At 66.1% G+C, this 23,758-nt stretch carries 25 protein-coding genes; 5 read left to right on the plus strand and 20 right to left on the minus strand.

Annotated features, from left to right (window positions below; genetic code table 11):
* Positions 1 to 7: 7 nt before the first annotated feature.
* Both HS961_RS18605 and HS961_RS18610 read right to left on the minus strand, forming a co-directional pair.
* Positions 8 to 517 carry an ABC transporter substrate-binding protein gene (locus HS961_RS18605; RefSeq protein ID WP_412101608.1) on the minus strand — a complete coding sequence of 170 codons (510 nt, stop codon included), beginning with the start codon at positions 515 to 517 and terminating at the stop codon, positions 8 to 10.
* 172 nt (positions 518 to 689) lie between these two features.
* On the minus strand, positions 690 to 1,352 hold the full coding sequence (locus HS961_RS18610) for a LysE/ArgO family amino acid transporter (RefSeq protein WP_182324539.1): 663 nt from the start codon (positions 1,350 to 1,352) through the stop codon (positions 690 to 692).
* Positions 1,353 to 1,422: 70 nt separating this feature from the next.
* On the opposite strand from HS961_RS18610, the gene HS961_RS18615 reads away from it, so the two are divergent.
* The 3 genes from HS961_RS18615 to HS961_RS18625 all read left to right on the plus strand — a co-directional run bounded on the left by HS961_RS18615 (position 1,423) and on the right by HS961_RS18625 (position 4,782).
* Positions 1,423 to 2,325: an HTH-type transcriptional regulator ArgP gene (locus HS961_RS18615; RefSeq protein ID WP_182324541.1), complete on the plus strand. Its 903-nt coding sequence runs from the start codon at positions 1,423 to 1,425 to the stop codon at positions 2,323 to 2,325.
* A gap of 106 nt (positions 2,326 to 2,431) precedes the next feature.
* A complete protein-coding gene (locus tag HS961_RS23540; protein WP_202883128.1) occupies positions 2,432 to 3,418 on the plus strand; it encodes an ABC transporter ATP-binding protein in 987 nt (328 codons plus the stop codon).
* On the plus strand, positions 3,415 to 4,782 hold the full coding sequence (locus HS961_RS18625; RefSeq protein WP_182324543.1) for a hypothetical protein: 1,368 nt from the start codon (positions 3,415 to 3,417) through the stop codon (positions 4,780 to 4,782). The genes HS961_RS23540 and HS961_RS18625 overlap by 4 nt, the downstream gene beginning before the upstream one ends.
* A gap of 17 nt (positions 4,783 to 4,799) precedes the next feature.
* On the opposite strand, the gene HS961_RS18630 is transcribed toward HS961_RS18625, so the two are convergent.
* From HS961_RS18630 to HS961_RS18640, 3 genes are all read right to left on the minus strand, one after another.
* On the minus strand, positions 4,800 to 5,372 hold the full coding sequence (locus HS961_RS18630) for a DUF2721 domain-containing protein (protein WP_182324545.1): 573 nt from the start codon (positions 5,370 to 5,372) through the stop codon (positions 4,800 to 4,802).
* A gap of 172 nt (positions 5,373 to 5,544) precedes the next feature.
* Positions 5,545 to 5,760, minus strand: coding sequence for a SlyX family protein (locus HS961_RS18635; protein WP_182324547.1), 216 nt, complete (start codon positions 5,758 to 5,760; stop codon positions 5,545 to 5,547).
* Positions 5,761 to 5,853: 93 nt separating this feature from the next.
* The gene (locus tag HS961_RS18640) at positions 5,854 to 7,050 is read right to left on the minus strand and encodes a PLP-dependent aminotransferase family protein (protein WP_182324549.1); all 1,197 of its coding nucleotides are present in this window, start codon (positions 7,048 to 7,050) and stop codon (positions 5,854 to 5,856) included.
* Positions 7,051 to 7,215: 165 nt separating this feature from the next.
* Here HS961_RS18640 and HS961_RS18645 point away from each other — a divergent pair, with 165 nt between their 5' ends.
* Together HS961_RS18645 and nth are read left to right on the plus strand one after the other, a co-directional pair.
* Positions 7,216 to 8,253 carry a DUF4105 domain-containing protein gene (locus HS961_RS18645; RefSeq protein ID WP_182324551.1) on the plus strand — a complete coding sequence of 346 codons (1,038 nt, stop codon included), beginning with the start codon at positions 7,216 to 7,218 and terminating at the stop codon, positions 8,251 to 8,253.
* A gap of 60 nt (positions 8,254 to 8,313) precedes the next feature.
* Entirely contained in the window at positions 8,314 to 8,967 is a 654-nt protein-coding gene (gene nth, locus HS961_RS18650) for an endonuclease III (protein WP_182324553.1), read from the plus strand.
* 15 nt (positions 8,968 to 8,982) lie between these two features.
* On the opposite strand, the gene cobT is transcribed toward nth, so the two are convergent.
* From cobT to HS961_RS18725, 15 genes are all read right to left on the minus strand, one after another.
* Complete coding sequence (gene cobT / locus HS961_RS18655) at positions 8,983 to 10,065, minus strand: nicotinate-nucleotide--dimethylbenzimidazole phosphoribosyltransferase (RefSeq protein WP_182324555.1); 1,083 nt, start codon at positions 10,063 to 10,065, stop codon at positions 8,983 to 8,985.
* Positions 10,066 to 10,215: 150 nt separating this feature from the next.
* Positions 10,216 to 10,653, minus strand: coding sequence for a hypothetical protein (locus HS961_RS18660; RefSeq protein WP_182324557.1), 438 nt, complete (start codon positions 10,651 to 10,653; stop codon positions 10,216 to 10,218).
* Positions 10,654 to 10,783: 130 nt separating this feature from the next.
* Positions 10,784 to 12,238: a cobyric acid synthase gene (locus tag HS961_RS18665; RefSeq protein ID WP_182324559.1), complete on the minus strand. Its 1,455-nt coding sequence runs from the start codon at positions 12,236 to 12,238 to the stop codon at positions 10,784 to 10,786.
* On the minus strand, positions 12,235 to 12,639 hold the full coding sequence (locus HS961_RS18670; RefSeq protein ID WP_182324561.1) for a DUF3037 domain-containing protein: 405 nt from the start codon (positions 12,637 to 12,639) through the stop codon (positions 12,235 to 12,237). Before HS961_RS18670 ends, HS961_RS18665 begins: the two co-directional genes overlap by 4 nt.
* Entirely contained in the window at positions 12,626 to 13,411 is a 786-nt protein-coding gene (locus HS961_RS18675; RefSeq protein ID WP_182328334.1) for a HipA family kinase, read from the minus strand. Before HS961_RS18675 ends, HS961_RS18670 begins: the two co-directional genes overlap by 14 nt.
* A gap of 52 nt (positions 13,412 to 13,463) precedes the next feature.
* Complete coding sequence (locus HS961_RS18680; protein WP_182324563.1) at positions 13,464 to 14,465, minus strand: aminotransferase class I/II-fold pyridoxal phosphate-dependent enzyme; 1,002 nt, start codon at positions 14,463 to 14,465, stop codon at positions 13,464 to 13,466.
* The gene (cbiB, locus tag HS961_RS18685) at positions 14,458 to 15,552 is read right to left on the minus strand and encodes an adenosylcobinamide-phosphate synthase CbiB (protein ID WP_182324565.1); all 1,095 of its coding nucleotides are present in this window, start codon (positions 15,550 to 15,552) and stop codon (positions 14,458 to 14,460) included. The genes HS961_RS18680 and cbiB overlap by 8 nt, the downstream gene beginning before the upstream one ends.
* Positions 15,549 to 16,271 (minus strand): 5,6-dimethylbenzimidazole synthase, encoded by a 723-nt coding sequence (gene bluB, locus HS961_RS18690; protein WP_182324567.1) that lies wholly within the window; start codon positions 16,269 to 16,271, stop codon positions 15,549 to 15,551. The genes cbiB and bluB overlap by 4 nt, the downstream gene beginning before the upstream one ends.
* 22 nt (positions 16,272 to 16,293) lie before the next feature.
* Positions 16,294 to 16,863: a cob(I)yrinic acid a,c-diamide adenosyltransferase gene (gene cobO, locus HS961_RS18695; protein WP_182324569.1), complete on the minus strand. Its 570-nt coding sequence runs from the start codon at positions 16,861 to 16,863 to the stop codon at positions 16,294 to 16,296.
* 63 nt (positions 16,864 to 16,926) lie between these two features.
* Positions 16,927 to 17,748, minus strand: coding sequence for an ABC transporter ATP-binding protein (locus tag HS961_RS18700; protein WP_182324571.1), 822 nt, complete (start codon positions 17,746 to 17,748; stop codon positions 16,927 to 16,929).
* A complete protein-coding gene (locus HS961_RS18705; RefSeq protein ID WP_238347960.1) occupies positions 17,748 to 18,725 on the minus strand; it encodes a FecCD family ABC transporter permease in 978 nt (325 codons plus the stop codon). Before HS961_RS18705 ends, HS961_RS18700 begins: the two co-directional genes overlap by 1 nt.
* A 68-nt stretch (positions 18,726 to 18,793) precedes the next feature.
* Positions 18,794 to 19,780 (minus strand): ABC transporter substrate-binding protein, encoded by a 987-nt coding sequence (locus tag HS961_RS18710; protein ID WP_238347656.1) that lies wholly within the window; start codon positions 19,778 to 19,780, stop codon positions 18,794 to 18,796.
* Positions 19,781 to 19,791: 11 nt separating this feature from the next.
* Complete coding sequence (locus HS961_RS18715; RefSeq protein WP_182324575.1) at positions 19,792 to 20,379, minus strand: bifunctional adenosylcobinamide kinase/adenosylcobinamide-phosphate guanylyltransferase; 588 nt, start codon at positions 20,377 to 20,379, stop codon at positions 19,792 to 19,794.
* Positions 20,380 to 20,389: 10 nt separating this feature from the next.
* Positions 20,390 to 21,811: a cobyrinate a,c-diamide synthase gene (locus HS961_RS18720; RefSeq protein ID WP_182324577.1), complete on the minus strand. Its 1,422-nt coding sequence runs from the start codon at positions 21,809 to 21,811 to the stop codon at positions 20,390 to 20,392.
* Positions 21,812 to 21,833: 22 nt separating this feature from the next.
* Positions 21,834 to 23,735, minus strand: coding sequence for a TonB-dependent receptor domain-containing protein (locus tag HS961_RS18725; RefSeq protein ID WP_182324579.1), 1,902 nt, complete (start codon positions 23,733 to 23,735; stop codon positions 21,834 to 21,836).
* Positions 23,736 to 23,758: the final 23 nt, after the last annotated feature.

Genomic DNA, 23,758 nt, shown 5'->3' on the forward strand with positions numbered 1-23,758 from the left:
CAGTTTTTTAGTTGGTGGCAGCGCGTGCAGCTGCGGCCTTGGCCTTGGCGTCATCCGCCTGCTTTTGCAGTGCAGCGGCTTCGGTTTCTGCCTTCTTGGCTTCGGCTTCCTTGGCAGCAGCCTCTTCCTTGGACTTGTCACCGCCCATGGCGCCCGCCATGGCGCTACCGGCCATGGTGCCAGCGACGGCGCCGACAGCTGCAGCACCCATGGTGCCCATCATGCCGGAGCCGCCCGCGGCCGGTGCCGCAGCGGCAGGAGCTGCTGCGGCCGGAGCTGCCGCAGGTGCAGCGGCGGCTGGCGTAGCAGGCTTGGCTGCTGGTGCAGGCGCTGCCTTTTGCGTAGCTGCAGGGCGCTTGACACCGCCACCCATGCGCTTGGCGTGGGCCAGGCCTGGCAGAACCAGACCGGCGATGGTCAAAGCGAGAACGGATGCAGAGGTGCGAAAAGAGGGGTTCACAACGAATTTCCAGATAAAAGGCCAGGGCTGCAGGCGTGGTGCCTGCGTGCCTACCATGGGTACATGAGGGGAAGCGCAGCAAATTCAAGTGCTTGGAAGCACCGCTTGCAGCGGTATGGCTCGGCTTTGGTTATTCGTTATGCGTAGCGCGCAGCTACAAATATTGTAGAGCAAGCGCCTGGCCTGGCCACAGTTACAAGACCTTGGTCACCGTCAGCGATCACAGAGGTCATGCGGCGCCTATGCTGTCCAGGCCGCTGTACACCCACCAGGCCAGCGCCAGCATCATCACGCCGGTAAAGCCATCCATCACGCGCCAGGCCTGGGGCTTGGCAAACAGGGTTTGCAGGCGCCGACCGGCGCTCGCCAGCATCACAAACCAGGCCAGGCTGGCGCAGGCAGCGCCCAGCACAAAGATCCATTTCAGGCTGCCATCCTGGCGCGCACCGATTGAGCCGACCAGTACCACGGTATCCAGGTAGACGTGGGGGTTGAACAAGGTGATGACGACCAGTGCACCCAGCACACGCCACAAACCCCGCTGCGCTGCATTGGAAGGTGCTGCAGTGCCGTCCGCAGCCGGTGCAGCGCCAGCGGGCATGGCCGCACGCCACAGCGCCATCAAGCCATAGGCGAGCAAAAACAGCGCGCCGCCCAAGGTCAGGTAGTAGGCCAAGGTGGGCGAGTCGCCCAGCACCTGGGCCATTCCGGCCACGCCAATACCAATCAGCAGGGCATCGCTGACGACGCACCAGGCCACGCAGGCGCGCACATGCTCGCCGCTCACCGCTTGGCGCAGCACATACAGGTTCTGCGCGCCGATCGAGACGATCAAAGAAAGGCAGACGGTAAATCCGGCCAGCCAGGTAGAAGTCATGCTTGTAGTCCACATGGCGGCTATTGTGCGGCGCACCAATAAATAAGTAAAATTAAACAATCTTAGTCAAATGAAGCAAAACTAAATGCTCGACTACCTGGGACTGGCCGCACTGGCGGCGGTGGTGCGCGAAGGCAGCTTTGAACGCGCCGCCAAAAAACTCCATGTCACGCCGTCTGCCGTGTCACAGCGCATCAAGCAGCTGGAGGAGCGCACTGGCCAGGTGCTGGTGCAGCGCGGCAACCCCTGCACGGGCACCGAGGCCGGCCAGCGCCTCTGCCTGCATCTGGAGCAGGTGGCCTTGCTGGAAAACGCCCTGCGCCGCAGCAACCCTGATCTGCTGCCCGATGCGCCGGTCGCCCCCACGATCAAGCTGGCGGTGAATGCCGATTCGCTCTCTACCTGGTTCATGGATGCGATGGCTGAGTTCACCGCCAGCGGCAATGAGCTGCTGGACCTGCGGGTGGACGACCAGGACCACACCGCCCAGGCGTTGCGCGAAGGCGCGGTACTGGGCGCCGTGACAGGCACCAGTGGTCAGATCCCCGGCTGCAACAGCTGGCCGCTGGGGACGATGCGCTATGTGGCTGCGGCCAGCCCCGGCTTTATGGCGCGCTATTTTGCACAGGGTGTGAGCACCCAAACCCTCGCCCAAGCGCCCATCATGACCTTTGACCGCAAGGACCGGCTGCAGGATCAGTGGATGCAGGCCCAGGGCCTCGCCTCGCGGGGCAGCGGCCCCCGGCATTTTTTGCCATCCAACCAAGGCTATGTGCGCGCCTGCGAGATCGGTATGGGCTGGGGCATGCACCCCTCGGTGCTGATTGCCGAACAGCTGGCGCGCGGAATCCTGGTGCCCTTGGTGCCCGATACCCCGTTGGATGTGCCGCTCTTCTGGGCCTTGCCGCGCAGCGCGCAGACCAGCCTCGCCAGGCTCACCGACTGCGTGATGCGCGCCGCCGGCCGGGTGCTCACACCCGCCGCCTGAGTTTCTTCAAACTGTCAGCCCAGCGCAGGCCACTGCACCTATGATGCGGGAGGGCATAGCAGCCGCAGAGGGAGGCATTCATGGTTTTCATTAGAAAGAACGCAGCATGATTGAGGTGCAGGATCTCATCGTCGACTACCCCGGCCACCGCGCGCTGCATGGCGTCAGCCTGCAGATCGAGGCGGGCACCGTCACCGCCTTGGTGGGGCCCAACGGGGCGGGCAAATCCACTCTGCTGCGCTGTATCACCGGGCTCGAATCCCCGCTGAGCGGAAGCACCCGGGTAGCGGGCATCGATGTACAGCAGGAGCCCCGCCGCGCCCACGAGCGAATGGGCTATCTGTCCGATTTCTTCGGGCTCTACGAAACGCTGAGCGTGGCGCAATGCCTGCAATATGCGGCCGAGAGCCAGGGCCTGAGCCGCAAAGCCGCCACCTCACGCGTGCATGCGGTGGCCGAGCAGCTGGCGCTGACCGCCAAGCTGGGCAATGCGACGCGCAACCTCTCGCGCGGCCAGCGTCAGCGGGTCGCCATTGGCCAGGCCATCATCCACGAGCCGCAGGTGCTGCTGCTTGATGAGCCGGCCAGCGGGCTCGACCCCGAGGCGCGCAGCAGCCTCTCCACGCTTTTCCGCCAGCTGCAGGCCCAGGGCATGACCCTGGTCGTCTCCAGCCACATCCTGAGCGAGCTCGATGAGTACTGCAGCCATATCCTGTCGATCCGCGAGGGCCGCATCACCAGCCATGGCCCCTTGAAGGGCGTCGTGGGTGCCGCTGGCGCGGCCGCGCTGCCGTCCGAGCTGGTGATGCAGGTGGAGCTGGCCGCGCCGCTGGCCCAGCCCGATGCAGCGCTGGCCGGCTACCGCCTGGTCGACATGCGTGCCGGCCGGGAGGGCAGCGCCAACCACATTCTGTGGATTGGCATGCCCGCGCATGACAACAGCGCCCGGGTGCAGCTGCTGCAGCAACTGGTGGCCCATGGCGCGCAGGTGCTGGGCTACCAAGAGGCACGCACCAGCCTGCAAGAGCGCTACCAGCAAAGCCTGGAAGCACCCGTCGATCCCCAAGCGCTGTTTGCCGAGGAGTGGCCATGAATCCGGAATTTCGCCGACAGCTCAGTCTGGAGCTGAGCCCTGCGCGCCTGGTGCTGATGCCCGCCATCTTGTTGATGCTGGCCATCTGCGTCTTCGTGATCGAGGGCAAGGAGCCGCTGGTCTACATCCACAAAGGCGCCCTCACCCTGGCCGCCCTGCTCTCGGCCTGCGTGGGCACCTTCACCGCGCTGTCCAGCATCAACGATGAGCTGAGCGAGCGCACTTGGGACCAGCAGCGCATGAGCGCCATGGGCCCCTGGCGCATGGCCTGGGGCAAGCTGCTGGGCGGCCCCAGCTATGCCTGGTATGGCGCGCTGCTCTGTGCTGCCGCAGCCTTGCTCTGCGGCTTCTGGCTGGGCGAGACGGCCGATACCGTGCTGGCCTTGTTCTTGACCATTGTCGGCGCCGCTGCGCTGCACAGCGCGATGATGGCCAGCCGCCTCTACAGCATGGACCCCAACAAGCCGGCGACCAGCCGCAGCATCTGGGTGCTGGTGGTGCTGGTGTTCTTGCTGCTGCAACTGGTCAGCGGCCTGGTGGTCGGCCTGGGTGATCTGCTGGGCGGCGAGCACGGCGGCGCCTGGTGGGGCCTGCCGTTGAATTCGGGCAGCTTGCTGTTGGTCTTTGCGGTGGCCAGCCTGCTGCTGGGCCTGCTGGCACTGTGGCGGGCCATGTCGATGCAGCTGTCGGTGCCCACCACGCCCTGGGCCTGGGCGCTGGGCAATGTGGCCTGCTGCCTGCTGCTGGTGGGCCTGGTGCCCAGCGGCACCGGCCGCGCGCTGACGGCCATGCTGCTGCTGGCCCTCGCTACCTACTACGCCGCCGCACTGGAGAACCAGGTCGCCCAGCGCTGGCGCACCTTGATCTACAGCGCGCAGCACGGTCAGTGGCGGCGCTTTTGGCAGAACATGCCGCTGTGGCCCGTCAGCTGGTGCCTGGCGTTTGCGATCTTGCTGCCCGCCTATTTGCTGTGGAATGCCGATCCGCTGTCCAACCGCGGCCAACTGGGCCCGCTGGCCTACATGGTGCTGCTGCATGTGCTGCGCGACTGCGGCATCTACCTGGTGTTCTCGCTGCGCAAAAGCAACCGCTCGCCGCTGGGCATGACCTTGCTGGTGGTGTTTGTGCTGAGCGCCCTCTTGCCGGCCATGTTCTGGTCGCTGGGCCTCGCGCCACTGTTCGAGCCGCTGTTTGGTGCCTTTGATGCGCGCCTGTCAGCCAACTTCCAGCGAGCGCCGGCCTTGGGCTGGCTGGCTTGGGTGGGCATGGCCGCGCAGCTGGCGGTGCTGGCCGTGGCGCTGGTGTGGCGCTTCAAGGCCATCACGCCGCGCACGGGCGGCAAGGACGATATCTTTGCGCTGTAGCCTCGCCGCCAACTGCCTCAGACCTGGGGCATGAATCCTTCTTGGCGCCCTGCATCTGCCGCCGTTTTGCGCGGCGGCGCAGCGGCAGGGCTGGCTGGCATATTGGCTGCCACCTGGCTGGCCACGCTGGCCGGATGGCGCAGCGGGTGAAAGTTCAGCAGCTGGGTCGCCATCATGGTCTCCACCATGAAGCAGCACAACGCTGACACAAAGCTCACCACCCCCATGCCAAAGCTGAACATCGCTGCCAGCGACCAGCTGTTGGCGTCGATCTCGGTCTTGGTGGTCTGGCCGATAAACAGCAAGATGATGGTCAGCGCAATCAAGGCACCACACAAGGTCAGCAAGCCAATGCAGAGGTTGGCCAGGCGACCGCGCCGGCGCAGAAAGTTCAGCTCCAGCAAGGAGCGCTGCACATACTCCTCGTCCTTGGAGGCCATCATGCGGTCCTCCAGCACCCGGCCCCGGTCGATGATTCGTGCCAGCCGGCCGGCAACGGCGCCGATCATGCCTGCCACCCCGGTGAGAAAGAAAACCGGAGCCACAGCTAGCTGGATGCTGTGGGTGATGTTGCTGACGTCGATGGACATGGTGTTAGGGCAGAGATGGTTGACAAACTGCGCTGCAGCACAGGCCTTGTGCAGGCTGCGGCGCCTGCAATGAACACTGCAAAATTCAAGCCAACATTCTCGCACCAAATAGGTGCAAACCCTAATACCTTTTCTGCCCTGTTTCTGGGCTGATTTGCAGCAAATTGTGTTCTCAGTAGTGCGGCGGGAGTTCGTCGCGTGCACCTGACGCAACACTGCCTGCTTCGGGCATGCGCTGCTGCAGGTCTTTGACGACATGCATCAGGCGGTCGATCTGCTGCTGTTGCTTGTAGATGGTCAGGTTCAGCTCTTCGAGCAGGTCATCGGCATAGGCGGCCTTGATCTCCAAGGCTTCAAGGCGCTGCTGCAGGGGTTCGAGGGTGGACATGGCGGATCCTGGCAAAAAAAGGGGCGGGAGAGACAAAGAATAACGCCGGCATGTGACAGCGCACATGCCGGCGTTGGGAGCTAACAATCGGGTTTACAGCGCCTTGGCCAGGCGGGCAATGCCCTCTTCGATGCGGGCAATATCGGCCGTGGCAAAGGACAGGCGCAGGGTCGAGGTGTCCGGGTTCTGCGCAAAGAACGGGGTACCGGGCACAAAGGCCACGCCCTGCTCGATGGCGCGCTTGGCCAGCGCGTTGCCATCCGTCTCCTGGCCACGGGCGCCCGTCAGCTGCACCCAGATGAACATGCCACCCGCTGGCTGCACAAAACGCACCGCATCGCCCAACTGGCTGCGCAGGCCGTCGCCCATGGCCTTGCTGCGCGCCGCATAGGTGGTGCGCACGCGGTCCAGGGTGGCGGGCATGCGGCCGGCCTTCAGGTACTGGGCCGCGGTGGCCTGGCTGAAGGTGCTGGTATGCGCATCGCTGAACTGCTTGCACATGACGCAGCGGGACAGCAGCTCGGCCGGCGCAATCAGCCAGCCCAGGCGCAGGCCGGGGCTGAGCACCTTGCTCATGCTGCCGCAGTGCGCCAGGTAGTCACGGCTGCCGGGCACGCTGTCCGACAGCGCCAGCATGCTGGGGGGTGGCGGCACATCAAAGTACAGGTCGCCATAGGGGTCATCCTCGACGACCAGGGTATGGTGGCGCACGGCCATGTCCAGAATCTGGCGGCGGCGCTCCAGGTTCAGCAGCACGCCGCTGGGGTTGCCAAAGGTGGGAATCAGGTAGACCAGCTTGGGCTGGTGCTCGGCAATCAGCTGCTCCAGCGCTTCGGGGATAACGCCGTTCTCATCGGTGGGCGCGCTGATGACTTCGGCGCCGTAGAGACGGAAGCACTGGATGGTGGCCAGAAAGGTCGGGCCTTCGACGATCACCTTGTCGCCGGGCGAGATCATCGTCTTGCCCAGCAGGTCCAGCGCCTGCTGGCTGCCGGTGGTGACGATCAGCTGCTCAGGCGCCAGCGACTGCACGCCCTTGGCCGCCATCAGGCCGACGATCTGCTCGCGGAAAGGCTGATAGCCCTCGGTCGCGCCGTACTGCAAGGCGGCGCCTGGCTCCTCGGTCAGCGCTGCGTTGGCGGCCTCGCGCACCCCTTCCACATCAAACATCGCTGCATCCGGAAAGCCCCCGGCAAAACTGATGATGCCGGGCTTGCCCAGCAGTTTGAACAGTTCACGGATGGCGGACGTCTCGACATTGTCGAGGCGGGAGGCAAAGCGCAGTGTCATGGAAGGTTCTCTCAAATCAAAAAAGCGCAGCCAGGTCGCGGTCAACCGGCGGCCCTGGCATTTTGCTACTTTTTACCGGCCCCATGCGTCGCTCTGGCATCGCCAGCGGCCCGCCAAATGCCTGCGCCTATCGACTATGCTTGCGCCCTAAAGGATTCTTACAACATGCGCATCGCCGCTTTCTTCATTGTTTTGCTCAAGTTGCTGGCCTCGTTGCTCATGCTGCTGGGTGTCGTCTGGGCCTGTGGTGCGCTGTGGTTTCAGCTGGCGCAGTCGGTCAAATCGGGCTCGGCCCGGGGCCTGCTGCTGGGGGTGTGGGTGGGGGTGGGCCTGTACTGCGTCTACCTGCTGTGGCAGCAGCGCGCGGCCAAGGGCCTGTTGATCTACGGGCTGCTGTTGGCGGGCATCCTCGCCTGGTGGGCCAGCATCCAGCCATCCAACACGCGCCAATGGGCGCCGGATGTGGCCCAGCAGCTGTCGGGCACGGTGCAGGGCGACGTGGTGCAGCTGCACAATGTGCGCAATTTTGAATGGCAAACCGCCAGCAAAGCCACGGCCCGCTGGGAAGACCGACGCTATGACCTGGGCCAGCTCGTCTCGGTAGATATGGCCACCTCGTACTGGATGGGGCCGGCCATTGCCCACACCTTGGTGTCTTTTGGCTTCGACGATGGCAAGGCGCCGCGCCGCTACCTGACCTTTTCGGTAGAGATCCGCAAGGAACGCAGCGAGCAGTTCTCGGCCGTGGGCGGCTTCTTCAAGCAGTTCGAGCTCAGCCTGGTGGCCGCTGAAGAGCGCGACATCCTGCGCGTACGCAGCAATATGCGCGGGGAAGAGGTCTATCTGTACAGCGTGGCCATGCCGCGCGCTGCCATGCGCTCGCTGTTCATCGCCTATGTAGACAAAGCCAATGCGCTGATCGAGACGCCGCAGTTTTACCACACGCTGTTTGCCAACTGCACCACCATCGTGTTCGACATGGTGCGCAGCATTGTGCCCGGCCTGCCGATGGACTGGCGCCTGCTGGCCAGCGGCTACCTGCCCCAGTATGTGGACAGCCTGGGCGCCCTCGCCCGGCCCAACGACTTTGAGGCCATCCAGGCGGCGGCGCATATCAATGCCCGCGCCAAGGCAGTGCGCCCGGATGCAGATTTCTCATCCGCCATCCGCCAGGGCGTGCCGCAGGCGCCGCTACAGCCCTGATGCAGGGACCCAGGCTCGGACCTTGCCAGATAATGGCAGCCGAGCCTGCACAACAACACGATGAAAACCGCTGATATCCAACCCTTCTTCGCCACCTTGAAGGCGGCCAATCCCTCGCCCCAAACCGAGCTGGAATACACCTCCGTCTTCGAGCTGCTTGCCGCCGTGCTGCTGTCCGCCCAGGCGACCGATGTGGGGGTCAACAAGGCCACCCGCAAGCTCTTCCCGGTGGCCAACACCCCACAGGCCATCCTGGCGCTGGGGCTGGAAAGTCTGGAGGGATATATCAAGACCATCGGTCTGTTTCGCAGCAAGGCCAAGCATTTGATGGAGACCTGCCGCATCCTGGTGGAGCGCCATGATGGCCAAGTGCCCGACACGCGCGAGGCGCTGGAAGCCCTGCCCGGCGTGGGCCGCAAAACCGCCAATGTGGTGCTGAATGTGGCCTTTGGCCAGCCCACGATGGCGGTGGACACCCACATCTTCCGCGTCAGTAACCGCACCGGCCTGGCGCCCGGCAAGAACCCGCTGGAAGTGGAAAAGCAGCTGATGCGGCGCGTGCCGGGCGACTATGCGGTCGATTCGCACCACTGGCTGATCCTGCTGGGCCGCTATGTCTGCCAGGCCCGCAAACCGCGCTGCTGGGAATGCCTGGTCAGCAGCTACTGCGATTACTCGCCGAAGACGCCGCCGCCCCAAGGCTCGCTGCGCTAATCGCAGCGGCTGGCATCAAGCGTTGCTCTGGGTGCTGACACCCGCAGATGCAAAGCTGGCCATGTCGCGCAGCATCGCGCAGGCCGACTCCAGCAGCGGCCAGGCCAGCGCCGCGCCCGATCCTTCGCCCAGGCGCAGCTGCCAATCGAGCAAGGGCTGGGCCTGCAAGGCGGCCAGCAAATGGCTGTGGCCCGGCTCGCCCGAGCGGTGGGCATACACGCAGCGCTCCAGCACGGCAGGCTGCAGCCGCGATGCCACCAGCACCGCAGCGCTGGTGATAAAGCCATCGACCACAATCACACGCCGCTCCAGCGCGGCCTGCAGCACCGCGCCCACCATGGTGGCCACCTCCAGCCCGCCCATCGCCGCCAGCACAGCCAGCGGCTCTTGCACATCGGCATGGCGTGCCAGCACCCGGCGCAGCACGGCAGCCTTGCGTGCCACGCCCTCGCCGCTCAAGCCCGTGCCCGCGCCGGTGACGGTTTCCACATCCAGGTTGCACAGCCGCGCCAACAGCAGCGATGCGCTGGAGGTATTGCCAATGCCCATCTCGCCTAGCAGCAAGGCATTGCCCGGCAAGGCCTGCAGCAGCGCGCGGCCATTGGCAATGGCGGCCTCGCACTGCGCCATAGTCATTGCGGGGCCCAGGCTGCTGTCTTGTGTGCCGGGGGCAATCTTGCGCAGCCAGAGGCGGGGTGCGCCTGGGGGCAGCGCATCGGCCTGGGGTTCAAAATCACGGGCCACGCCGCAATCGACCACATTCAGCGCCACGCCATGCTGGCGCGACAGCACGCTCACCGCAGCGCCACCGGCCAGAAAATTGCCCACCATCTGCCAGGTCACATCGGCCGGGTAGGCTGAGACGCCCTGCGCCACCAGGCCATGGTCGGCCGCAAACACCACCATTTGCGGATCGACCAAGCGCGGCTGCGTGCTACCCAGAATGCAGGCGATGCGCAGCGCCAGCGATTCGAGCAGGCCCAACGAGCCCAGCGGCTTGGTCTTGTTGTCCAGCAGCTGCTGCACTTGATGGCGGAAGGCGGCGTCGTCGATAGAGGCGATGGGGGGGATAAGTGGGGAGAACGAGGTGTCAGACATGGTCAAGCTACGGAGCGGGGGCACGGCGATATGCCAAGCCGCCAGTATCGCGCTGCCCACACAGGTTTGCAGCGCCCAGCGCGCAAACCAATAAAAAACGCTCTGCGCAGCAAAAGCTGGGCAGAGCGTCGGTGACCGGAGTCAGCGAACTTACTTGGCAGGCACCGTGTAGGTGTACTCGCGCAAGATGCCGCCGCCTTGCACCGAGCCGCTGTCCTGGCCCTGGGCGACACGGCCTACGCAGGCACGGCGGTCTTCGTCAGTCTTGAAGACGGCGCAGCGCGCGGTGGCGTTTTCGCGGAAGCTGGAGCCTGGATCGGTCAGCTGGCCTTGGCGCGAAGCCTGGCGCGCAGCAGCGGCTTCGCGGGCATTGGAGCTGCCTTCGGCCACATCGGCATTGGCGCGGGCATCACCACGCATTTCGCCACGCTTATGGTGGGCACCGTGCGGGCCATGCGGCATGGGCTTCATGTGCTTGGCAGGGGGGGGTGGGGGTGGCGGTGCAGATTGGGCGCTGGCAAAACCAGCGGTGCCCAGAGCGAGGGCCATGGCGGCCAATTGCAAAGTCTGGCGGAACGTATTTTTCATAGCGATCATCCTTATCGGTGATGGGAATCAACACAAACAGCATGCCTGCGATGCCAGTCTACCCGTATCGGCCCGATCCACCAGTGCTTGCCATATTTGGCCTACAGGCAGGCGCAGGGGTCGAGGCAGATCAAGGCAGCTGATCGCCAAACCACTCGCCCACCCCCCGGACCATGCGCGCAAACACCTCGTTGAGGCTCGGCGCATCATGGCCAAACAGTGCATGGATGACGGCTGCGTTCTCGAACAACCCATGCACATAGCTACCCAGAACCTGGGGCGCACCGCCCTGCCACAGCAGGCCCGGCAGCAGCTCTTGCGCGGGCTGGGCGGCACCCGCCTGCATATCGGCGCGCAGCTGGGTCTGGCCGTGGTGGATTTCATAACCGCTCACCTCCAGCCCGCTCAGCGCCTGCCAGGGTGCCTGTACCTCAGGCAGCACCAGGCGTGTGGGTTGCACCTGCTTGTGCTGCGCAAACAAGGTCACCAGCGGCAGCAGGCCCAGGCCGGCGGCATTGCCGTCCACCCCATGCAGATCGACCAGCGCCTCGCCCAGCATCTGCAGGCCGCCACAAATGCCCAGCACCCGTTTGCCAGCCTGCGCATGGCGGGCAACTGCCGCATCCAGGCCCTGCTGTCGCATCCAGACCAGGTCGGCAGCGCTGGCCTTGCTGCCGGGCAGGATCACCCAATCGGCATCGCTCAGCTGTGCAGGTGTGCGGGCCCAGACCACGCGCACACCGGGCAGCTGCAACAGTGGCTGGAACTCATCGAGATTGCTGATGCGCGGGTAGGCGACGATGGCAATGCAGGTGTGTACCGCCTGTCCCTGCCCGCCGCTGCCCCGGTCATCAAACACGCCATCTTCCTCGGGCAGGCCGTGCTGGAACTGCATCGGAATGCAGGCCACCGTCGGCACGCCGGTCTTTTCTTGCAGCATCTGCGGCGCCGGCGCCAGCAAGGCCGCGTCGCCGCGGAACTTGTTGAGCACAAAGCCCTTGATGAGGCTTTGCTCCTCGGGCGGCAGCAGCGCCCAAGTGCCGTAGAGGTGGGCAAAGGCCCCGCCCCGGTCGATATCGGCCACCAGCAGGCAATGGGCATTGCAGTGGCGCGCCACGCGCATATTGACCACGTCGCTGCTGTGCAGGTTGATCTCGGCGGGCGATCCCGCGCCCTCGATCACCACCACATCGTTCTCAGCGCGGAGCGCATCCAGCGCCTGCGCAATCTGCGGCCAGACTTTGAGGCTGCGGCCCCGCCAAGGCATTTTTGACAGCGCCTCGTCCACCTGGCCAAACAGCACCACCTGGCTGCGGGTGTCGGCCTCGGGCTTGAGCAGCAGCGGGTTCATACGCACATCGGGCACGGCGCCAGCGGCAAGCGCCTGCAGGTACTGGGCAGTGCCGATCTCGCCCCACTGGCCATCGGGCGTGGCCACCACGCGGGCGTTGTTGCTCATGTTCTGCGCCTTGAAGGGGGCCACCTTGTAGCCCTGGGCGCGGTACCAGGCGCACAGCGCCGTGGCCACCCAGCTTTTGCCGGCGCCACTGCTGGTGCCCAGCACCATGATGCAGCGCGCGCTCATCGCGGTGCGCTGCCCAGCGGCAGCACCATGCGCGCCATGATGCGCTCCAGCGCCGAGCCCGCATCGGTACACAGCCCCGTGTGTACCGGCGAGGTCTGGATCATGCTGCTGCGCTTGGCCGTCAGCCAGTGGAAGCGTGCGCGGTACGGCAGCTGACCAATGGGCCCCGCCTCAGGTACGCCGGCGCAGATCGCCACAATGCTGCCCAGGTGGCGGTAGACCAGCTGCAGATCGACCTGCGGATCGAGCGCCAACAGGCGCGCCTCATCCAGCGCAATCGCTGCTTGCAGGTAGCCACTGCGCTGGCAAGACACAATCACCCCCGCGTTGATAAATTCCTCTCGCTCGACCCGGGGCATCACGCGCACGATCGCGTAGTCATACACATCATGCGCGTGCATCGATGGCTCCTTGCAACCAACGGCCACGCGCTTGCAGGCGGGCCAGAAAATAATTCACATAAGCGGCGCGGTGCGCCTGCGGATCGGCCAGCAACGGGCTGTTGCGGTCCTCAGCGGCCTTGGCCAAAAAGCAGTCAGGCACGGTGGCCAGAATCGCTTCGAGCACCGGCTGCGTCAGCGTGGCGGCCATGCCCGCATCCACCTCGGCCAGCGCGCTGGCCTGGGGCAGCAGCACATGGTCGGCAATCGGGGCAAAGGGCTTGGCCGGGTCGGCCACCGTGCCATCCCAGGCATGGTGGAAGGTCAGGGTCGCGCCATGGTCAATCAACCAGGGCTTGCGCTGCCACATCAGCATATTGGTGTTGCGGGCCGTACGGTCCACATTGCTGACCAGCGTATCGAACCAGACCAGGCGCGATGCGAAGTCGTCGCTCACCGCATCCACGGCAGGATCAAAATTGACCGAGCCGGGCAGGTAATCCAGCCCCACATTGAGGCCATCGCTGGCACGGATCAGGTCCTGGATCTCGGGATCGGGCTCGGTCTGCGCGAGCTTGGCGTGCAGCTGGGCCAGCACGATCTCGGGCAAAGGCAGGCCCAGCGCACGGGCGATGCCGCCGCAGATGAGCTCACCCATCAGCGCGCGCACGCCCTGGCCGGCACCCCGGAACTTGAGCACATACATGCCCAGATCGTCCGCCTCAACGACGGCCGGCATCGAGCCGCCCTCGCGCAGCGGCGTGACATAGCGCTCCACCAAGACGGTGCGCAGTTGGAAAGTTTGTAAATCCATACCAAATGGTAGCGGTTGCCGCATGTCCTCGCTACGCATCTGCCAGCGACAGCCAGGCCCGCGCCAGCGCCGCCTGCGCCACCGGCGCCATCACGCCCATCCTCACATGACCAGGCAGGCCAAAGCTGCGGGCATCGCGCAGCTTGATGCCCTGGCTGCGCAGGGCAGCCAGGCGCGCAGCCATATCCGCCTGGGCCAACGGCAGGCGCGCGACAAAATAATTGGCCTGGTGGCCGGGCAGCACCGCCCAGCCCAGGCGCTCGCACAGCGCCAGTTGCCGGCCCTTCCAGTGGCGCAAGGTCTCCAGGCTGCGGGCCAGCCAGGCCTGCACCTCGGGCGTCACCCAGGCCTGCAGCATGGCCACGCCATGGGCACCCACGACCCATGAAGGCGCCAGTGCCCGCAGCGCATTGATCTGCGCCTGCGCCGTGCCCTCGGGCGCAATCGCATAGGCAGCCCGCACTCCCGTCATGCCCAGCGCCTTGTTGGGCGTCCACAGCTGCCAGAGCGCAGCCATATCGCGTGGTGGCGCAGGGCCTTCCAGCCACAGCGGGCGGTAGGCGCAATCGAGCACCAGGCCGTGGTGGCAGGCATCCGCAGGCAAGCCTTGCCAGATGTCCTCTTCCCGTCCCAGCGGGCTGGAGGGTTCGCAGGCCCAGTGCAGGCCGTCACCCCATGGCGTATTGCGGCTGCTGCGACGCAGCCCCCACACCTCTGCCGCCTGGGCGTAGTCGCCATAGCAATGTCTGGGCAGGCTCACCTGCGTGGCTCCCTGGCGCAGCGCATGCTGGGTCAGGCGGTGGATCAGCTCGCTGCTGCTGCCGCCGATGACCAGGCGCTCAGGGGCGACCGCATGGAAGGCCGCCAGCTGCAAGCGCAGCGCCGTGTACTGCGGATCAGGGTACTGTGCCAGGTGCGCCGCCTGCAAGGCGGTCACCGCCTCTGGGCAGGGGCCGCAGGCATTGCGGTTAGTGGAAAAATCATGCGCCGGCACGCCCAAGGCATCGGTGCCACCATGCTCGTTATCAACCATGGGCCAAGGCTCCTTGCGCCATCGAGGCGATTGCTATCTTTGCCGCCAAACCCAGGGCCAGCAGCAAGGCGCAGAGCGCCTGCGCCCACACCACGCGGCCCGCCAAGACCAGCGCCCGCTGCACATCCTGGGCCTGCGGCGGCCGGCCTTGCGAGTTGAGCTGGTACACGCCGGGTTTGGAGAGGTGCACGCCCAGCGCCCGCGCCATCGCACCCATGGGCCAGCCGCCATTGGGCGATGGCGTTACCGCCGCATCGCGCCGCAAGCCGGACCAGGACAGCCCCCCGGCCAGCAGCGCCAGCCATGCCGCTGTGATGCGGGCCGGCAACCAGTTCAGCACATCATCGGCCCGGGCGGCCCATTTGCCGGCCCATTGCCAGTGGCGGCGCTGCGCGCCCTGGCCGCGCCAGCCGGGGTAGCCCCACATGGCATCGGCCGTGTTGGCCAGCCGGTACAGCGCAGCGCCCGGCAGGCCGGCGACGGCAAACCAGAACAGCGGCGCCAGCACCGAATCGCTCAGATTCTCGGCCAAGGTTTCAATCGCGCTCTCGCGCACTGTGGCTGCATCGAGCTGCGTGGTATCGCGGCTCACCAGCCAGGACAGGCGGGCGCGGCCCGCTTCCAGCGATTCGCCGAGCGCTGCCTCGACTGCCAGCACCTCGCTGCGCAGCATGCGCCAGGACAGCAGCGGTTTGAGCAGCACGCCCGCCCCCACCGCACCCAACCACCAAGGCGCCAGTTGCAGCAACCACTGCAGCGCTGCATAGACCAGCCAGGCGCCAGCCGCCAACGCACACCAGACCAGCGCCGCCAGCGCAAAGCGCCCGTACGCGCGCTCCTGCGCCTGGCGCGGCGCAATCGCCTGGCCCAGCAGGCCCAGCAGTTGGCCCATATAGACGACAGGGTGCAGCCGTACTGGCGGCTCACCCCAGAGCCAATCGACCAGCAAGGCCACCAATACCGCCAGCAAGGCCGCCATCGGTGCCCGCCAGTGCAGCACAGGGCCAAAATCCATCAAGGCCTGAACCAGTTGCAGCAGCGGGCTGCCACCGGCCAGCGCCAGCGCCCACATGCCACCATCGCTCATGGCTGCTGCCCTTGGTCTGCCGATGCGCCTGCGCCAGCGCCCTGCCAGCAATCATCCATCAGCATGTCCTGCAAAGGCGCGCGGCTGGCCCAGCGCTCTTGCTGCAGCATGGGCTCGGCATAGTAGGCCTCCACAGGGCCCAGGCACAAAACGGCCAGCGGGTGCGCGCCGGCAGGCATGGCCAGCAGCTGCGCCAGCGCTTGGGGCTCGAACAGCGATACCCATCCCATGCCTAACCCTTCGGCGCGCGCGGCCAGCCACAGGTTCTGGATGGCGCAGGCAGTGCTGGCGACATCCATCTCGGGCAAGGTGCGGCGGCCAAACACATGGGCCTCGCGGCCGGGCGGCATGGCAACCACCAGCACCTCAGCCGCCTGCAGGACGCCCTGCACCTTGAGCCGCATAAAGTCGGCCTCGCGCTCGCCCATCGCCTGGGCAGTGCGCAGGCGCTCTTCTTCGACCAGCGCATGGATGCGGCTGCGCATCTGCACATGGCGCACGCGGATAAAGCGCCAGGGCTGCATAAAGCCGACGCTGGGCGCATGGTGAGCTGCCCGCAGCAGGCGCAGCAGCACGGCCTCTTCGACCTGGCCACCGGCAAAGTGGCGCATATCGCGCCGCTCATGGATGGCGCGGTAGACGGCTGCGCGCTCTGCCTCGCTAAAGGCGGTGGCCGCAATCGTGGGTGCGTGGATAGGGGCGGGGATGGTATCGCTCATGCCAGCAATCGGCTGCAGTGCCTCAGTCTTCAATGCCGCGCTGCGCCGGGATGCCGGCCTTGAACGCATGCTTGATCATCGTCATCTCGGTGACGGTGTCGGCCACATCGATGATCTCCTGCGGGCAGCGCCGGCCGGTGATGCAGACATGCACCTCCTTGGGGCGTGCGGCCAAGGTGTCCAGCACCTCCTGCAGAGGCAGCCAGCCATAGATCAGCGGGTAAGTGACCTCGTCGAGCACCACCAGAAAATAGTCGCCCGACAGGATGGCTGCCTTGGCCTTTTCCCAGCCTTCGCGCGCCAGTTGGCCGCTGTGGTCGAGATCGCGGCTCTTCCAGCTGAATCCATCCCCCAGGCCTTCGACCGGCAGGCCCACTTGTTCAGACAGGCGGTGCTCGCCAAAACGGGCCGTCGGCACCTTCATGAACTGGTAGACCTTCACCGCCTTGCCCCGCCCTGTTGCGCGGAAGGCCAAGCCAAAGGCCGCCGTGGTTTTGCCCTTGCCATCACCGGTGTTGACAATCACCAGGCCACGGCGCTCGCCCTCGGGCTTTTCATAAGGCTTTTCGCTGGGTGGCGTTTCAATCTGCATTGCAATCTTTCCTTGTTTCGTTGTGTCGTTGGAAGCGGGGCCAGGCCCGGCTTCCCAAAGGGTTCAGCGCAGGCGCTCGCCGGCTTGCGCAGCGGTGGCCGTGCGCGGCAGGGCCATCCACACGCCATCCATCGCACGCACCTGGATGCGGTGGTCAAACACCGCTTCCAGCGCGGCATGGGTGGCAGGGTCATCACAGCGGCCTTGGTGCAGCACCCTGCCCGCTTGCAGCACCAGCATATGGTCGGCCAGCAGTGCGACGGATATCTCATGCAGCACGCTGACCACAGTGGTGCCCTGGGCCGTCAAGGCCCGCATGCTGTCCACCCAGTCGGTCTGGTGCGGTGGGTCCAGGTTGGCCAGCGGCTCATCCATCAGCAGCACGGGGGCCTGCACGGCCATCGCGCGGGCCAGCAGCACGCGCTGGCGCTCGCCGCCCGACAGCTCGGCCACCGGCCGGTGGCGCCAGTCCCAGGCATGCGCTGCTCGCAGGCATTGCTCGACGACGGCATGGTCCTCGCTGCTGGACGCCGCAAACCAGGGCTGGTGCGGCAGGCGGCCCAGCATGGCCACATCCATTACCGTCAGCTCCTGCGTCACCACCTCGCCCTGGCCCAGCCAGGCCAGCGACTGGGCCCGCTGCTTGCGCGGCCAGCGCTGCAAATCCTTGCCTAACAGCGCCACCTCCCCCTGCCAATGTGCAGCCGGCCACAAGCCGCCCAGCACCTTGAGCAAGCTCGATTTGCCCGCGCCATTGGGGCCAACAATGCTGGTCCAGCAGCCTTGTGCAAACGCGGCGTTGACCCCGTGCAGAATCGTCCGCGCAGGCACAGCGGCATGGATGTTGGTGGCGCTCAGCGCAGCCGTGGTCGCAGTGGCGGGCATCAAATGCCTCCTGCCGAACGGGTGCTGCGGTGCATGCGCCACAGCAAATAGGTACCGCCCAGCGCGGCGGTGAGCACGCCCACCGGCAGCTCTTGCGGGGCCACCAGCCAGCGCGCCAAGATATCGGCGGCCAGCAGCAGCACACCGCCCATCGCGGCAGCCAGCGCGGTGCTACGGCCATGGCCCACTTGCACCAGGCTGCGCACCAGGTGGGGAGCGGCCAGGCCCACAAAGGCAATCAGCCCGGTCTGCGCGACGGAGGTGCCGGTGGCCAGGGCCAGCACCGCTACCAGCCCATAGCGCAGCGGCGCCAGCGGCAGGCCCAGGCTGGCAGCAGTCGCCTCGCCCAGGGTCAGGCCATCGAGCACGCGGGCGCAGCACCAGGTGGCCAGCACACAGAGCAGCAACACGGCGGCCATCAGCGCGCAGCCCTCCCAGCCGACAAAGGCCGAGGTACCCAGGGTAAAGGCCTGCATGGCCTGCAAAATATCGGGGTGGCGCAGCTCCAGCAGATCGCGCATGGCGCCCAGCACCACGCCAACGATCACGCCAGCTAGCAGCAGGCGCAAAGTGTTTTGTACATTGCGCGCCAACACCACCGTCAGCGCCACCGCACAGGCCGCGCCGACAAAGGCCATGCCCGTCATGCCCAGGCGGTAGAACAGATTCAGGCTGGTGACGGACGAGCCCAGCAGCACCAGGCCCAGCGCACTGCCCAGCGAGGCGCCGGAGGCACTGCCCAGCAAATACGGATCAGCCAGCGGGTTGCGAAACAGGCCCTGGGCCACGGCCCCCGCCAGGCCCAGCAGGCCACCAGCGAGCCAGGCGCCCAAAGAGCGCGGCAGGCGGATATCGACCACGATTTGCCAGGAGGTCGGGTCATCGCGCATGCGCAGCACACTCTCCCAACCGGTGCTGCCCACACTGGCGCCCACCAGCAGCAGCACGACGCTGAGCACCAGCAGCACCAGCGCCAACCAGGCACTGCGGCTCAGGCCGGGCGCGACCGAGTGCAGCGCAGCAGATGTAGGTGTGGGTAAAACCATCAACGCGCCACCGCAAGCTGGCTTGGCGCCTTGTCAGCCAGGCAGCGTGCCATCAGCGCCGCCGCCAGGGCCATGCGCGGGCCGGGGCGCACAATCGCATACGACTCTTCATCGCTGAACACGCAGACACGGCCCGCCTTGACGGCCTGCAAGTTGTTCCAGCCCGGGTAACTGGTGGCAGCCTGCATGCTGCGGTTGCCGAGCATGATCACATCGGGCTGGGCGCGCAGCAAAAACTCCGGGCTCAGCCGGGGAAAGGGGCCCAGCTCGGCGGGCACAACATTGTCCACGCCCAGCTGGGTCAGGGTCTCGCCAATAAAGGACTGGGGGCCGGCCGCATAGGGGCCCCGGCTCACTTCAAAGTAGACCCGGGTATGGCGCGTGCGCTCGGGCAACTCGCGCACCACCGCATCAATGCCCGATTCCAAGTCACGCCAGACCCGGTCTGCGCCCTGCGCCTGGGGCACGCCCAGCAGCTGGCCCAAGGTGCCCAGCACCCGGTGGATATCGGCCTTGGATTTCACATCCAGCGCCACCACCTTCAGGCCCAGCGCTTGCAAGCGCTCTGCTGCCTTCGACGCATCGGACAGCAGCACCACATCGGGCTTGAGCGCCACAACGGATTCCACGCTTGGGTCCAGCCCGCCGCCTACCACCGGCAGCTTCTTGACCGAGGCGGGCCAGTCCGAATAGCGGTCCACCCCCACCAGGCGATCGCAGAGGCCCAGCGCGCAGGTGCTCTCGGTCAGCGATGGCAAGAGGCTGACAATGCGCTTGGGCGGCTTGTCCAGCTGCACTTTGCGGCCCCGGTCATCGACGATGGCGGCGGGCCTGACCAGGTCCTGGTCCTTCCAGACCGGCGCATTGGCAAAAGGAGCGAGCCGCAGTTCATCGACACTGGCCGCCTGCGCGGCATGCGCCATCGGCAATGAGATCATCAGCGCCACACAGGCCAGCGCTTTTCGCAGAAGGGGACGGGAAGCCATCAACAAAGCCATCATTTCATCTGCAGGGGCAAGCCCGCTGCCATCAGTTGTACGCGGTTGCAGGCTGCCGCCGCTTGCTGGTTCAGCAGACCCAGCGCATCGACAAAGGCGCGCACCTCGCGGCCCATCGGGATGACACCCAAGCCAATCTCATTGCTGACCAGAATGACGGGGCCCGGCGCAGCCTGCAAGGCAGCGATAAAGGCATCGCACTGCGCCTGCCACGCTTGTGCAGGCGCAACCTCCGATGGCTCCATGGGCATCAGCCAGTTGGTGAGCCACAGGGTGAGGCAATCGACCACCAACAGGTGATCTGGCCGGCTGTGGGCCTGCAGCAGCTGGGCGACGTCGCGCGGCGCTTCCAAGGTGGCCAGTTGCGGCACGCGCTCGCGGCGGTCTCGCTGGTGGCGCGCAATGCGCTCCTCCATCTCCGCGTCATAGGCGGTGCCGGTAGCAACCAGGCTGGCGCTGCGGCCAGCATCGGCCTGCAACCAGGCACGCGCCAGCAGCTCGGCCTGGCGCGATTTGCCCGATTTCTGCCCGCCCAGCAGCAGCAGCTTCAGCGGCGCTCCATCGACTTGGAATATAGATGCATCCATGCCGCGCATCTTAGGCGTTCAACGCTTCGCAGCGCCAGGCCTGCGGATCAACCACCGGCATCTCCACCCCCAGCAAGGCGGCCACCGCCTGCGGGCATGAGGGGAACCAGGCATGGAAATAGCTGGCATGGATGCTGCCCTGCTGGTAGACGGCTTCGCCCTTGCCGCTTTCGGCCGCTTGGCCCGGGCGGCTGCTGCGCGCCACTTCCTGGGCCTCGCTCTGCAGTTTGGAATAGTGAAAGGTATGGCCGCGCAGCATGCCCCAGGGCGTCAGCAACTGCTGCATGCCCAGGCCGGCCAAACGCTGCTGCATAACAGCCTGCGCCGGCAGCAAGCCCCACAAGCTATGCCAGCGGCTGTCCAGATCGGTCAGGCCTTCGGCCAGCGCCACCATGCCGCCGCATTCGGCCCACACGGTCTTGCGCTGCTCCAGGTGCGCTTGCAGATCGAGCTGCAGGCCTGCATTGGCCTTGAGCGCCTGCAGGTGCAGCTCCGGGTAGCCGCCGGGCAGCCACAGCGCATCGCAGGTGGGGAGACGCTCGCCCGCAATCGGCGAGAAAAAGGCCAGCTCGGCGCCCATGGCCTGCAGGCATTCCAGATTGGCGGTGTAGATAAAGCTGAAAGCGGCATCGCGGGCCACCGCAATGCGCCGCCCGGCCAGCCAGGCGGGCACCGGCGCGGCAGCAGCAGGCGCGGTAAAGGCCACCGTCCAGCGCTGCTGCCACTCCTGCCAACTCAGCTGTCCCAGCGGCGTGTGGGCCAGCACATTGGCGGCTGCATCCAGGCGCTCGGCGGCATCGTGCAGTTCATGGGCGGCGACGAGGCCCAGATGGCGCTCGGGCAGCAGGTTGGCGCGCGGCTTGGCGGCATCCAGGCTGATCTGGTTCATCGCACCCAGCCACAGGGCCGGGTCGCGCAGGCCGCTGCGCAGCATCTCGCCATGGTGGGCGGTGGCCACGCGGTTGGCCAGCACGCCAGCCAGCTGCAGGCCCGGGTCATAGTGCTGCAAGCCATGGGCAATGGCGCCAAAGGTAGCGGCCATGGCAGATGCATCGACGACCACCACGGCGGATATGCCCAGCGACTTGGCCAGCTCGGCGGCGCTGTTGGCGCCATCAAACAGGCCCATCACGCCTTCGATCAGCAGCACATCATTGCTCTGCGCGGCCTCAAAAAGGCGGGCGCGCACATCCGCCTCGCCGTTCATCCAGCGATCCAGCGCATGCACCGGCTGGCCACTGGCCAGGCGCAGCCACTGCGGATCGAGAAAATCCGGGCCGCATTTGAACACCTGCACCCGCCGGCCCTGGCGGGCATGCAGGCGGGCCAAGGCCGCTGTCACCGTGGTCTTGCCCTGGCCGGATGCGGGCGCTGCAATCAGCAGTGCCACGCATGGGGCCGTTGGTGCGTGCTGAACCGTTGTGTCTGTCATGGCTGGCTTATCCCCTCTGCGCTCAACGCGGCATCCACTTGACACCCACATACACGCTGCGCCCTTCGGTGGCATAGGTGCGGGCGGTCTGGTAGCGCTTGTCGGCCAGGTTGTTGATCCGGGCAATCAGGTTGACATCCTTGGCCACCTCGGTCTGCGCCGACAGGTTGAACAAGGTGTAGCCGCCCAGCACATTGGTGTTGGCGGCATTGTCAAAGCGCTTGGCGCTGGTCTGCATATCGGCGGCCCAGGTCCATCCTGCTGCACGGGTCTCGGCGCCCAGGGTGGCATAGCGCTTGGCGCGGCGCGCCAGCAGCTTGTCGTTTTCGGTATCGCGCGGGTTCTGGAAGTCGACCGAGCCATGCAGGTTGAAAGCCCCCAGCTTGGTGGTGGCCGCCAAGGTAATGCCCTCCAAGCGCGCCTTGCCCACGTTGGCATAGCAGCCAAATTCGCTGTCGCAGCTGCCGGGCGACGAGAAATTGATCAGGTTGGTGATCCGGTTGCGGTAGGCGGTGGCCGAGAAGCTGTCGGCACCTTGCGCCCAGCGCAGGCCCAGCTCGGCATTGCGGCTTTTCTCGGGGCGCAGCGATGCATCGCCATATTCGCTGAAGCGCTGGTAGAGCGTGGGCACGCGGAAGGCCGAGCCCACCGTCGCCGTGGCGCGCCAGTTCGTCGCAAAGGCATAGCCGTAGGCGGCGCTGCCGGTGGTCTTGCCGCCAAACTCGCTGTCGTCATCCCGGCGCAGGTTCAGCTGCACCGTATGCGGGCCGCTGTTCAGGCCATAGCCCAGTGCCAGCGCATTCTGGTGGCGGTCGCGGTCAATGCCGCCATTGGTCAGCGCGTCGTCGCGCCGCTCCAGCGCGGCCGTCAAGGTGTGCACGCCCAGGCGCCATTCGTTCTGAAACAGGTAGTTCTGCAGCCGGGTGTCCGTCTGGTAAGGTGATGGACGGGTTTCGTAATAGTCGCGCGACTGGGTGAACTGCAGCTTGGTGCTGTATTGCTCTGTCCACTGCGCCTGCCAGTTCAGACCCAGCGCATGCATCTTGTTGAGGCTGCGGTCGTCCTCGGTCAGGCTGCTGTCATAGCCCGAGTTGACATCGCTGGCCAGCAAGGTGGCCTCCAGCCGGTGCTGGCGGTTGATCTGGTAGCCCAGGCGGCCGCTGACTGCATTGCTGCGGTAGTCGTCCTTGTCCGGGTTGGCGGTGGCCACGGTGCGGGCGTTGAAGCCATCGGTCTGCGAACGGTTCAGGCCCAGCGCGTAATCCCAGCCGTCGGCGCCGCCAGAGATGCCGGCCTCGGCCGTGAAGGTGCCCCGGTTGCCAAAGCCCAGGCCCACATAGGGTTGGGGCACGCCGCCCTCGCCCTTCTTGGTAAAGATCTGCACCACGCCGCCCATTGCGTCCGAGCCGTACACGGCAGCGGCGGGGCCGCGCAGCACTTCAATGCGGTCGATCAAGGCCAAAGGGATGGACTGCCAGGAAGCGCCACCGGTCGACTGCGAATCCATGCGCACACCATCGACATAGACGGCAGTAAAGCGCGAATCCGCGCCACGGAGGAACACGCTGGTGGTCGTACCCGGCCCGCCATTGCGCGAAATCTGGATGCCCGGCACCCGCGCCAGCACATCGGCTACGCTGCCGGGGCCCTGTTTTGCAATCGTTTGCGAATCGATGATGGACATATCGGCCACCAGATCGGACAGCGGCTGCGCAATGCGGTTGGCGGTCACCACCATCTCTTGCAGATTCTTACCCTCTGTATCTGCCCCCGGCTGGGCCTGCTGTGCTTGCGCTGGCAGCGACAACAAAGGCAGTGCGGCTACCACGGCCAAAGCCAGGGTGGACGCAGATGGGACAAGGCGGGAGCCGGGCGTGAGAGCGGGACGCGCGCAAGGGCGTGTCAGAAGCAGTGAGGACAACATGGAATGAGCTGGCGATAAACCAC

This window comes from Comamonas piscis (assembly GCF_014109725.1).
Classification (GTDB): Bacteria; Pseudomonadota; Gammaproteobacteria; order Burkholderiales; family Burkholderiaceae_C; genus Comamonas; species Comamonas piscis.